General features: G+C 68.2%; 14 protein-coding genes. 11 read left to right on the forward strand and 3 right to left on the reverse strand.

Annotated elements, in window-relative coordinates:
• Positions 1-49: 49 nt before the first annotated feature.
• A complete protein-coding gene (locus tag ACTXG9_RS19375; protein WP_021203119.1) occupies positions 50-496 on the reverse strand; it encodes a copper chaperone PCu(A)C in 447 nt (148 codons plus the stop codon).
• 34 nt (positions 497-530) lie between these two features.
• Between ACTXG9_RS19375 and ACTXG9_RS19380 the strand changes: the two genes are divergently transcribed.
• The 4 genes from ACTXG9_RS19380 to ACTXG9_RS19395 all read left to right on the forward strand — a co-directional run bounded on the left by ACTXG9_RS19380 (position 531) and on the right by ACTXG9_RS19395 (position 4,316).
• Complete coding sequence (locus ACTXG9_RS19380; RefSeq protein ID WP_019659300.1) at positions 531-1,307, forward strand: enoyl-CoA hydratase/isomerase family protein; 777 nt, start codon at positions 531-533, stop codon at positions 1,305-1,307.
• Between the two features lie 151 nt (positions 1,308-1,458).
• Positions 1,459-2,358: an acyl-CoA thioesterase II gene (gene tesB, locus ACTXG9_RS19385; protein WP_032953622.1), complete on the forward strand. Its 900-nt coding sequence runs from the start codon at positions 1,459-1,461 to the stop codon at positions 2,356-2,358.
• A 5-nt stretch (positions 2,359-2,363) separates the two neighbouring features.
• The gene (locus tag ACTXG9_RS19390) at positions 2,364-2,873 is read left to right on the forward strand and encodes a pathogenicity-like protein (protein ID WP_019659302.1); all 510 of its coding nucleotides are present in this window, start codon (positions 2,364-2,366) and stop codon (positions 2,871-2,873) included.
• A gap of 225 nt (positions 2,874-3,098) precedes the next feature.
• Positions 3,099-4,316, forward strand: coding sequence for an RNA polymerase sigma factor (locus ACTXG9_RS19395; RefSeq protein ID WP_019659303.1), 1,218 nt, complete (start codon positions 3,099-3,101; stop codon positions 4,314-4,316).
• Between the two features lie 51 nt (positions 4,317-4,367).
• On the opposite strand, the gene ACTXG9_RS19400 is transcribed toward ACTXG9_RS19395, so the two are convergent.
• Complete coding sequence (locus ACTXG9_RS19400; protein ID WP_021203117.1) at positions 4,368-4,928, reverse strand: EF-hand domain-containing protein; 561 nt, start codon at positions 4,926-4,928, stop codon at positions 4,368-4,370.
• Positions 4,929-5,084: 156 nt separating this feature from the next.
• On the opposite strand from ACTXG9_RS19400, the gene ACTXG9_RS19405 reads away from it, so the two are divergent.
• Both ACTXG9_RS19405 and ACTXG9_RS19410 read left to right on the forward strand, forming a co-directional pair.
• Positions 5,085-5,840, forward strand: a complete 756-nt coding sequence (locus tag ACTXG9_RS19405) for an arginyltransferase (RefSeq protein ID WP_005408547.1) — start codon at positions 5,085-5,087, stop codon at positions 5,838-5,840.
• Positions 5,841-5,878: 38 nt separating this feature from the next.
• A complete protein-coding gene (locus ACTXG9_RS19410) occupies positions 5,879-7,093 on the forward strand; it encodes an endonuclease/exonuclease/phosphatase family protein (protein ID WP_456115863.1) in 1,215 nt (404 codons plus the stop codon).
• A 104-nt stretch (positions 7,094-7,197) separates the two neighbouring features.
• On the opposite strand, the gene purT is transcribed toward ACTXG9_RS19410, so the two are convergent.
• Positions 7,198-8,385, reverse strand: coding sequence for a formate-dependent phosphoribosylglycinamide formyltransferase (gene purT, locus ACTXG9_RS19415; RefSeq protein ID WP_111099020.1), 1,188 nt, complete (start codon positions 8,383-8,385; stop codon positions 7,198-7,200).
• 137 nt (positions 8,386-8,522) lie between these two features.
• Here purT and ACTXG9_RS19420 point away from each other — a divergent pair, with 137 nt between their 5' ends.
• Genes ACTXG9_RS19420 through ACTXG9_RS19440 form a run of 5 tightly spaced genes read left to right on the forward strand, consistent with a single transcriptional unit; the run spans position 8,523 to position 11,221 of the window.
• Positions 8,523-9,404: an SPFH domain-containing protein gene (locus ACTXG9_RS19420; protein WP_021203112.1), complete on the forward strand. Its 882-nt coding sequence runs from the start codon at positions 8,523-8,525 to the stop codon at positions 9,402-9,404.
• 45 nt (positions 9,405-9,449) lie between these two features.
• The gene (locus tag ACTXG9_RS19425; protein ID WP_019659309.1) at positions 9,450-9,629 is read left to right on the forward strand and encodes a hypothetical protein; all 180 of its coding nucleotides are present in this window, start codon (positions 9,450-9,452) and stop codon (positions 9,627-9,629) included.
• Positions 9,626-9,805, forward strand: a complete 180-nt coding sequence (locus tag ACTXG9_RS19430) for a DUF4177 domain-containing protein (protein ID WP_019659310.1) — start codon at positions 9,626-9,628, stop codon at positions 9,803-9,805. The genes ACTXG9_RS19425 and ACTXG9_RS19430 overlap by 4 nt, the downstream gene beginning before the upstream one ends.
• 3 nt (positions 9,806-9,808) lie before the next feature.
• Positions 9,809-10,402 carry a PH domain-containing protein gene (locus ACTXG9_RS19435; RefSeq protein WP_019659311.1) on the forward strand — a complete coding sequence of 198 codons (594 nt, stop codon included), beginning with the start codon at positions 9,809-9,811 and terminating at the stop codon, positions 10,400-10,402.
• Between the two features lie 9 nt (positions 10,403-10,411).
• A complete protein-coding gene (locus ACTXG9_RS19440) occupies positions 10,412-11,221 on the forward strand; it encodes a M15 family metallopeptidase (RefSeq protein WP_021203111.1) in 810 nt (269 codons plus the stop codon).
• The last annotated feature ends 88 nt before the right edge of the window (positions 11,222-11,309 follow it).

Raw genomic sequence — 11,309 nt, forward strand, 5'->3', positions numbered from 1 at the left:
TGGCCGGCATTTCCTGTCCTGCCGGCCAGCGGCCGGCACTACCCGAGCCTCATTTCGCAGCCTTGCGCACGGTCAACGTCGCACTCGCTTCGCCGCCGCCTTCCAGCTGCAGCCGCAACGGCAACGCCTGGCCTTCCTTCAACGCGCCCTTGCCCTGCATCAGCATCAGGTGCAGGCCGCCGGGCTTGAGCTCGGCACGCGCGCCCGGCGCCAGCGGCAGGCGTTCGATCGCGCGCATCCGGCTGACGCCATCGACAATCGTGGTCTCGTGCAGTGACACATCATCGAAGCTGCTGCTGGCTGCGCCAGTGATTGCCACCGCCTTGCTGCAGCCGTTGTGGATCACGCCGTAACCAGCGGTCATCGGCATCGCCGGATTCGGTGGCAACCGCGCCCAGCCCTGCTCCACCGTGACGCAGGCCGGTTCGGCCGCTGAAGCCGATGCTGCGGCCGCACATAGAACCCACAGTACGCCAACGAATGGTTTGGTTATCATCGCCCAGGTTCCTTCTTCGCAACGAGACCGCAGCATGACGACGCTCATCGAGGTGATCAACCACGGCCCCATCCGCGAGCTGCGCCTGGCGCGGCCGCCGGTCAACGCACTGGACACCGACCTGTGCCGGCAGTTGATCCACGCCATCGAGCTGGCCATGGCCGAAGACGCGCACGGCATCGTGCTGTCGGGCAGCGAGCGCATCTTCACCGGCGGCATGGACGTGCCGCACCTGCTCTCGCACGGCGATGACAAGCACAGGCTGCTGGACACCTGGAACGCCTTCTTCGGCGCGGTGCGCACGCTGGCCGAGAGCCGTATCCCGGTGGTGGCCGCGATCACCGGCCACGCGCCGGCCGGTGGCTGCGTGCTGGCGCTGTGCTGCGACTACCGGGTGATGGCGCGCAGCGCCGATCCGTCGCGGCCGTACGCCATCGGCCTGAACGAAGTGCAGGTCGGCCTGATCGCGCCGGAGGGCATCCAGCGCCTGCTGCGGCGTGCGGTGGGCGTGCACCGCGCCGGCGTGCTGCTCACCACCGGTTCGCTGGTGCCGGCCGAACAGGCGCTGCAGATCGGGCTGGTCGATGAGCTGGCCGAGGGTGACCTGGTGGTGGCACGTGCCGTGGCCTGGCTGCAGAACCTGCTCAAACAGCCGCGCCAGCCGATGCTGCTGACCCGCGCCATTGCCCGCGCCGACCTGCACGAGGCGCTGCACCCGGACCTGATCCAGCTCGACCGCTTCGTCGAGGCCTGGTTCGCCCCGGATGCACAGAACGCGCTGCAGGCGCTGGTGGCCCGCCTCGGCAAATAACGGTAGTGCCGGCCGCTGGCCGGCAGCCACAGGCAGTCCAAGAGGATCATGAGGTTGCCGGCCAGCGGCCGGCACTACCGAAGATCGGGCAGCCGGCCTGCACCGGTATAATCGGGGCCTCTTCACTGCTGTGGCCGCCCCCTTGAACGACATGCCCGAACCCGTCGTCTCCGAGCTGATCGACCTGCTCACGCTGGAGCGGCTGGAGGACAACCTGTTCCGCGGGCAGAGCCGCGACATCGGCACCAAGTACGTGTTCGGCGGGCAGGTGCTGGGCCAGGCGCTGGCCGCAGCGCAGGCCACGGTCGACAATGGCCGCCACGTGCACTCGCTGCACGCCTATTTCCTGCGCGCTGGCAACATCGACCACCCGATCGTCTACGACGTGGACCGCACCCGCGATGGCGGCAGCTTCTCGGTGCGACGGGTCACCGCGATCCAGCACGGCAAGGTGATCTTCTTCTGCGCGGCCTCTTTCCAGCAGGCCGAGACCGGCGCCGAGCACCAGCACAAGATGCCCGAGGTGCCGCAGCCGGAAGACATCGAACCGAACCGGCCGCTGCCGGCCGAGGTGCTGGAGCGACTGCCGATCAAGGTGCAGCGCTGGCTGTCGCGTGGCGGCCCGTTCGAGTTCCGCCACGTCTACCCGCGCGATGAATTGAACCCGCCCAAGCGCCCGCCCTACCACCAGGTGTGGCTGCGCCTGAGCGAACCGGTCGGCGATGCGCCCGAACTGCACCAGGCGCTGCTGGCCTACGCCTCCGACTTCCACCTGCTGGGCACGGCGACGTTCCCGCACGGCATCAGCTACTACCACCCGCACGTGCAGATGGCCTCGCTCGACCACGCGATCTGGTTCCACCGCCCGTTCCGTGCCGACGACTGGCTGCTGTATTCGCTGGACAGCCCCAGCGCGCAGGATTCGCGCGGCCTGGCCCGCGGCCAGTTCTTCACCCGCAACGGCGTGCTGGTGGCCAGCACCGCGCAGGAAGGCCTGATCCGCGTGGTTCCCGACCAGGCTGCCGCGGCCGCCGTGCCGGCCAAGGAGTAAAACCCATGCGCCAGATCTTCAGCAGCCAGCGCGTGGAAACCGTCGAAGGCGTGGCCGAGCTCCTGCGCGGGCATGGCATCGAGGTCAAGGTGACCAACGGGCGCTCCTACAAGACCCGTCGCCGCGGCCAGTTCAGCTATACCGACCTGGGCAACGCCAACGCCTATCCGGCGGTATGGATCGTGCGTGCCGACGACCAGCCGCGCGCGCGCGAAATCCTGCGCGAGGCGCGCCTGCTCGACACTACCCGCCGCGACCACCCCACCGCCGAATTCGCCTTCCGCGACACGGCGGAACCGGGCAGCGGCGGCCGCAGCTGGGCCTGGCGCATCCGCATCGCCCTGCTGGTGGTGATTGCTGGCGTGGCGTTGGTCATCGGCCTGCGCCATCGTGGTGCCCCGGCACCGGTCGCGCCGGCCCCTGCCCCGCAAGCCCAGCCGCAGCAGGCACAGCCGGCACCGCAGGCCGCGCCGGCAGAGGAAGAAGTGCGGGTCCGCATCCAGCCCTCCAAGTAAGAGGCGGTAGCGCCGGGCCATGCCCGGCGAGCGCAGCGGCCTGTCAGCAGGGCCGCGACTTCACCGTAACCCGTCAGGATTGGCCCCCCCCTTGTTGTTCAAGGGGGCGCGCCAACGGCGCGGGGATGAGGTGGAATGCGCGGACCGAAGATGCATCAGCATCTGCGGTCACACTTCGCGCGCGGCTCCGTCATGGGACACAATCCCAGCAGGAGAGCTGCCGCCATGACGACGTTCGCCGCATCGATCGACCAGACCCTGGAACGCGAACTGCCCGCCGCCGCAAGCGGTTGCCAGCACGCCTACGGGCGCATCGTGCTGGCCTGCCAGAACACGGTCACCGCCATCGCGCTGGCCATCACCCGCGACCGCCAAGCCAGCGAGGACATCGCCCAGGAGGCCTTCGTCAAGGGCTGGCAGCAGCTGCACCAGCTGCGCAGTTCGACCAGCTTCCTGCCGTGGCTGCGGCAGATCACCCGCAACCTGGCCCGCGACTGGCTGCGCGCCCAGCGCGGGCGCCCGCTGACTGGCGAGGCGGCCGAGGTGGCGATGGGCATGGCCGCCGACCCCGCCCCGGGTGCTGCCGACCGCCTGCAGCGGGTGGAAGAGGAGATCGCCGCCGAGGAGATCATCTCTGCCCTGCCCGCAGACAGCCGCGAAGTGCTGCTGCTGTACTACCGCGAGGGCCAGCGCTCGCAACAGGTGGCCGACCTGCTCGGGCTCAGCGACGCTGCGGTGCGCAAGCGCCTGTCGCGCGCCCGCGCGCTGGTGCGCGACGGCCTGCTGCAGCGCTTCGGTGAGTTCGCGCGTAGCAGCGCGCCGAGCGCCGCCTTCGCCACCGCGGTGGTGTCGATGGTCCTGGTGGCCGCGCCCGGCACCGCCAGTGCCGCAATCCTGCTCGGCACCGGTGTCGGCATCGGTGGCAGCAAGCTCAGCCTCGGTGGCGCCAGTGCCGCCGGCGGTACCGCGATGGGCTCGCTGACCGCCGCACTGGGGCAACTGCACATGATGCCGGCTGAAAGCTGGGGAGCGGTCATCGGTGGCGTGGTCGGCGGCACGGTCGGCAGCTACTTCGGTGGACGCTTCCTGATGTCGTACACCCGCAGCGAGGCCGAGCGCGCCGACGTCCGCCGTTTCCTCTATCTCAACATCGGCACCTGCATGCTCTGGTGCCTGACGATCCTGATGGCAGTGCTGCTGCAGGCGCCGCTCTGGGCCGTCCTGCTGGTGCAGGTCGCGGGCCTGGCCGTAGTCAACTACCAGTGCCTGGTACCGCTGCAGCGGCTGATGGCGCCGATGATCGCGCGTGACTCGCTGCAGCGCGGGCTCACCGGAACCAACTGGAAGTACGAGGCCATGTACGGCCGCACCGGCATCATCGCCATGAACCTGATGGTCATCGCGCTTGTGCTGTATTCGCTGGTGCGGAGCGGCCGGCTGTAACGGACAACGCCGGCGATGCGCCGGCGTTGTCGTCAATCACAGCATTGAAACTCAGCGCTGCGGCTTCGGCGCGCTGCCATCACGCGGGCCACCGTGGCGCGGGCCGCCGTGCATCGGACCCTTGGCCGCGTCGAACTCGGCCTTGCTCAGCTGGCCGTCCTTGTTGGTGTCGGCGGCGGCAAACCAGGCATCACGATGCTGCTTCATGCGCAGCTCGCGGTCGGCCTTGTCCAGGTAGCCATCCTTGTTCAGATCAAGCTGATCAAAACGCGCGGCCAGGCGCGGATCGGCCTTGGCTTCCTCGCGGCTGAGGCGGCCGTCCTTGTTGACGTCCAGCGTGGCCCAGCGCTCACCGCCATGGCCGCGGCGGCCATGCTGCCAGCGCGGCAGTTCGTCGCGCGAGAGCTTGCCGTCCTTGTTCTTGTCCAGCTCGTCGAATTTCGCAGCCAGGTGCGGGTTGGCGGCCGCCTCGCTGCGGTCGATGACGCCGTCACCGTTGGTGTCCAGCTTGGCCGGGCGCGGTGCCGGCGTGGCCGGGGTGTCGGCGGCCAGCGCGATTCCGGAAGCAGAGGTGCCCAGCAGCAGGGCCAGCAGCAGGGGGGTACGGATCATGAGGTCACTCCTGGGGATGGGAACAGCGTCGGGGTGATCACTTCACCCTCGAAGGACAACAACGCTCGGACGCGACATCGGTTGACGCCGCTGCCGGTTCCGTTCATCCGGCGGACAGTCGCCGCCACTGCGACGGGCTGGGGCTATGCTGTGTCCATGGCGATCCATGGCGACAGAGACGACGAACTGCGACTTTTCCAGACCGGCGAGCACCCCTGCGGGTACTGGTCGGACCGGGTGGCACGCGACCTGGTGCTGGACCCGAACGACCGCCGCCTCGGTGCGCTCTATCCGCTGGCACTGAGCTGGGGCTTCCGCCGCAGCGGCGACCTGGTCTACCGGCCGCATTGCGCGCACTGCCAGGCCTGCGTGGCGGTGCGCATCCCGGTGGCGCGCTTCGCTCCGGACCGCAGCCAGCGCCGCTGCGCCGCCCGCAATGCCGACCTGGAGGTGCGGATCACCGCCGCCACCGCCCGCGACGACCTGTTCGCGCTGTATCACCGCTACCTCACCCACCGCCACGCCAATGGCGGCATGGACGACCACGGCCCGCACGAATTCGAGCAGTTCCTGATCGGCAGCTGGTCGCACACCCGCTTCATGGAGATGCGCCTGCCCGGCCACGACGGCCAGCCCAGCCAGCTGCTGGGGGTGGCAGTGACCGACGTCACCGAGCATGGCCTGTCGGCGGTCTACACCTTCTTCGACCCGGACCACGCCGCACGCGGGCTGGGTACCTTCGCGATCCTGCAGCAGATCGAGTGGGCGCGCCGCGAGGGGCTGCCCCACGTGTACCTGGGCTACTGGATCCGCGGGCACCAGAAGATGGATTACAAGCGCCGCTTCCATCCGTTGGAAGCCTACGATGGCCGCCGCTGGCACGATTTCGACAATGATCTGGACGGGCGCTGACAAACCGCTGACACCGGGCCGGGTGCACAATACGGCCCATGAACATGACCCGCCGCCATCCCCTGATCCTCGCCCTGGCCCTGCTCTGCGGCGCCACCGCCCCCGCCTTCGCCACGTCCCCCGCGATGACCGAAAAGCCGTCCGCTGCGCTGCGCCTGGCGACCTACAACACGTCGCTGTACTCCGATGACGCCGGTGGCCTCATCAAGGAACTGGAAGGCGACAGCGAGCACGCACGCAAGATCGCCGCGGTGCTGCAGCAGGTGCGCCCGGATCTGGTGCTGCTGAACGAATTCGATTTCGACGACGCCCATCGCGCCGCCGACCTGTTCCAGAAGCGCTATCTGGAAGTCGCCCAGCCCGGTGGCGGCAACCCGCTGCATTTCGCCTATCGCTACCTGGCCCCGGTCAACACCGGCGTGCCCAGCGGCCTGGACCTGGACAACAACGGCGTGGTCGGCGGCGAAGGCCGCAGCCGTGGCAATGACGCGTGGGGCTACGGCCTGCACCCCGGCCAGTACGGCATGCTGGTGCTGTCGCGCTACCCGATCGACGAAGCCAAGGTGCGCAGCTTCCAGCTGCTGAAGTGGAGCGCGATGCCCGGCGCGATCCGTCCGGTCGATCCGCGCACCGGCAAGAGCTTCTACAACGACCACGTGTGGTCGCAGCTGCGCCTGTCCTCGAAGTCGCATTGGGACGTGCCGGTGAAGACCCCGGGCGGCGTGGTCCACGCGCTGGTCTCGCACCCGACCCCGCCGGTGTTCGACGGCCCGGAAAAGCGCAACGCCGCGCGCAACCACGACGAACTGCGCCTGTGGCAGGAATACCTGTCCAAGGGCGACAAGTCGTGGCTGTGCGACGACAAGGGCCAGTGCGGCGGCCTGGCCCAGGACGCGCGCTTCGTGATCCTTGGCGACCTCAACAACGACCCGGTCGATGGCGATGGCCGCCATGAAGCAATCGTCGAGCTGATCGAGAACGCCCGCGTGCTGCGCTACCCCACCCCGCGCAGCGTCGGCGGCGAGCAGACCAGCCTGGCCTATGCGGCCAAGGGCATCGAGCGCAAGGGCGCACCGTTCCACGCCACCGGCGACTTCGGTCCGAAGTCCGGCACGATGCGCCTGGACTACGTGCTGCCCTCGACCGGTTTCGAGTACGTGGGCAGCGGCATCTTCTGGCCAGCCAATGAAAGCCCGGAAGCGAAGATCGCCGATGGCAGCGACCACCACCTGGTGTGGGTGGACGTGAAATAACCCGGTAGCGCCGGGCCATGCCCGGCGGCCTTTCAAAAAGGGGACGGAGGGGATTAAGCCGTTTTTGCCACAAACGACTTAATCCCCTCCGTCCCCTTTTTGCTTTACGGGCGCAGTTCGACGCCGATGGCGTCGGCGGCGTCACGCGCGATGGCGCGTGCTTCGTCGATGGTTTCCGCGCGCGCCAGGGTCACGCCCACGCGGCGATGACCGTGCACGCTCGGCTTGCCGAACAGGCGCACGGCGGTGTCAGGCACCTGCAATGCAGCGGCGACGTTGTTGAAGTACGGCACGCCCTCGCCGTGTGCCAACAGCGCGCACGACGCCGACGGGCCGCTCTGGCGGATCACCGGGATCGGCAGGCCGAGGATGGCGCGCGCATGCAGCGCGAACTCGCTCAGCTCCTGCGATACCAGCGTCACCAGGCCGGTGTCGTGCGGGCGCGGCGACACTTCGCTGAACCATACTTCGTCGCCCTTCACGAACAGCTCGACGCCGAACAGGCCCCAGCCGCCGAGGTCGTCGGTGATCGCACGCGAGATCTCTTCGGCACGCGCCAGCGCCGCGCTCGACATCGGCTGCGGCTGCCAGCTTTCGCGGTAGTCGCCGTCCTTCTGCAGGTGGCCGATCGGCGCACAGAAGGAGGTGCCGCCGGCATGGCGCACGGTCAACAGGGTGATCTCGTAGTCGAAATCGATGAAACCTTCGACAATGCAGCGGCCGGCACCGGCACGGCCACCGGTCTGCGCGTAGTCCCAGGCCGGGGCGATGTCCGCCTCGCTGCGCAGGGTGCTCTGGCCCTTGCCCGAGGACGACATCACCGGCTTGACCACGCACGGCAGGCCGATGGCGGCCACGGCAGCACGGTACTCGGCCTCGGTATCGACGAAGCGGTACGGCGAGGTCGGCAGGCCCAGGGTTTCGGCGGCGAGGCGGCGAATGCCTTCGCGGTCCATGGTCAGGCGTGCAGCACGCGCGGTCGGGATCACCCGCAGGCCCTGCTCCTGTTCCAGCTGGACCAGGGTCTCGGTGTGGATGGCCTCGATCTCCGGCACCACCAGGTGCGGCTGCTCCTCGGCGATCAGAGCGCGCAGCGCCATCGCATCGAGCATGTCGATCACGTGCGAGCGGTGCGCAACCTGCATGGCCGGCGCATCGGCGTAGCGATCGGCGGCGATCACCTCCACGCCCAGCCGCTGCAGCTCGATGGCCACCTCCTTGCCGAGTTCGCCCGAGCCCAGCAGCAGCACGCGGGTGGCGGAGGGGGACAACGGAGTTCCAAGCTTGGCCATGGCGGTTCCAGCAGCAATGTGAAGGCGGAAGGGCATTCTAGCTGGCCGCGCCCTCTGGCCATGCCATCCGACGAACGGTAGCCTGTAAGTGATATCACTTTGATATCTTATGTTCGAACCCTCAAGGACGTACCGCCATGAAAGAGAAGTCGCTGTCTTCGCTCAACGGCCTCGGCACGCTGGCCGTCGCCCTGCTCGTCGCCCTCGCTGGCGCCGCCCTGTTCGTACTGGGTGTGGCCGCCAAGGCCAGCGTCGGCTCGCCCAACCTGCTGCTGATGCTGCTGGGGGCGTTGCTGGTAGTCCTGGGCGTGTTCACGCTGGCCGGCCTGTACACCATCCAGCCCAACCAGGCGGCGGTGCTGAGCCTGTTCGGCAAGTACGTGGGCACGGTGAAGGACAACGGCCTGCGCTGGAACAACCCTTTCTATGCCAAGCGCCGGGTCAGCCAGCGCGTGCGCAACTTCGAGAGCGGCAAGCTGAAGGTCAACGAGCTGGACGGCAGCCCGATCGAGATCGCCGCGGTGATTGTCTGGCAGGTGGTCGATGCCTCCGAGGCCGTCTACAACGTGGACGACTACGAGAGCTTCGTGCACATCCAGTCCGAATCGGCACTGCGGGCGATGGCCACCAGCTATCCCTACGACCAGCACGAGGATGGACAGCTGGCCCTGCGCAGCCACGCCAGCGAGATCTCCCAGCACCTGAAGAACGAGCTGGCCGAGCGCCTGGCCGATGCCGGTGTACAGGTGATCGACGCGCGCATCAGCCACCTGGCCTACGCCGCCGAAATCGCCCAGGCGATGCTGCAACGCCAGCAGGCCAACGCGGTGATCGCCGCGCGCACACGTATTGTTGCTGGTGCGGTGGGCATGGTCGAGATGGCCTTGGCCGAACTGCAGAAGAACGGCGTGGTGCAGCTGGACGAGGAACGCAAGGCGCACATGGTCAGCAACCTGCTCACCGTGCTGTGCTCGGACCGCGGCACCCAGCCGATCGTCAATGCCGGCTCGCTGTATTGAGCCACACTCGCAACGGGGTGCCCCACCGCCCCGCCAGGAGCCCCCATGAGTGAGAAGAAAGCCTACCCGCTGCGCATCAATGCCGACGTCCTGGCTGCTGCGCAGCGCTGGGCTGATGACGAACTGCGCAGCCTCAACGCGCAGATCGAATACGTGCTGCGCGACGCCCTGCGCAAGGCGGGACGCCTGCCGAAACCCGCGCCATCGTCGGAGGACAAGGAATGAGCAAGCGTTGGAGCTACCAGACCATCGAGGTCAAGACGTCCATGATGGGCCTGCTCAAGGCCGAGGACATCCAGGCCGAACTCAGCCGCCAGGGCCAACTGGGCTGGGAACTGGTCAACATCATCATCCCGGCGCCGATGCGCCCGGCGATGCTGGTGTTCAAGAAGGAGGCCTGACGCATGGGCGGCAGCGACCCGAAGACGTTTGAAGTGGCCGAGAGCTCGCCGTTGCGCGTGCTCTGGATCGTGCTTCCGCTGCTGGCTGCCTTCGTGGCGTGCGTGTACGCACAGCTGTACAAGGCGCCGGCCAGTGCCCCTTGGATCGAAGTAGCGCTGTCGCCGCCCTGGTTCCGGATGGGTGGCAGTGCCGCCTGGAGTCTGCTGGTGATCGCGGTACTCGGCATCGGGTTGGGCGCAGCATTCTTCCGTCGCCGGGTGGAACTGGACGACAACGTGCTGGATGTGCGCTCGACGATGTACCGCCGCCGCGTCCCGGTGGCGCAGCTGCGGCTGGACCAGGCCGAGGTGGTCGACCTGCAGCGTGACCGCCGCTATGGCATCCGTGTCAAAACCAATGGCTATTCAGTGCCAGGCTTCTATTCCGGCCACTTCCGCCTGCACGGGGGCGGCAAGGGCTTCGCTCTGGTCACCGATCGTGCGCGTGTCCTCGCCCTGCCGGTCAGTGACGGCAGCACGCTGCTGCTCAGCGTGGACCGGCCGCAGGCGCTGCTCGATGCGCTGCACAAAGTGGCCGCGTCGGCGCCACGGCAGTAAGCTGCTGAGATGCAACGACGCGCCCCCCTGCTGATCAACACCGAGGCCATCGAGCTGTGGCCCGCGCACCTGCTGCGTGCACGCAGCAACCTGGATGCACGCCTGCTGTCGCAGGCACACTGGGTGCTGCGGCGCAAGCGCGATGGCCGCTACCTCGCGGCGGTACTGGCGCGCGGGGTTCATGCCATGGTGCCGCGCCTGGCACGCGAGCCAGGGGTGGAGGACGCATTGGCGCTGCTGGATGCAGCAGCGGCGCGTCCGTTCGGCGCCGTGCTGGAGGATCAGTGGTTGCCACTGGCAGGCCTGCAGCAGCGCCTGCAGCAGCTTGGCCTGGATGCACAACGCTATGCCGGCGACAGCGGGCTGCCGCTCGAACCCGAACCCTGCCTGCTGCACTTCGCCGGCCGCGACCGCTTCGCCCGCCCGTTGTGGATGCACTGTGCCGCCGCGCAGGGCTGGCGGCGGATGCGACTGCACGCGGCACAGGATGGAATTGCGCTGGACGCCATCTCCGGCTTCCGCAGCCATGCCTACCAGTTGGGCATCTTCGAGCGGAAGCTGGCGCGCGGCTTGAGCGTGGCAGAGATCCTGAAGGTCAATGCCGCCCCGGGTTTCAGCGAACACCACAGCGGCTACGCGCTGGACATCGGCACACCTGGCGATGCGCCGGCCGAAGAATCGTTCGAAGCCACCGACGCGTTCGCCTGGCTGCAGGTGCATGCCGGCGGGCATGGCTTCCATCTGAGTTACCCACGCGACAACCCGCACGGCATCGTCTACGAACCCTGGCACTGGTGCTGGAGACCGGCCAACGGCTGAGCCCCTCGTGGCGAAAGCCTGGAGCGGTCAGCGCATGGCCGCGGGATGGAACAAGACAGCAAAGACAAAAGCCGGTCGCTTCGCTCGA

Source organism: Stenotrophomonas maltophilia group sp. LNF247 (assembly GCF_054083135.1).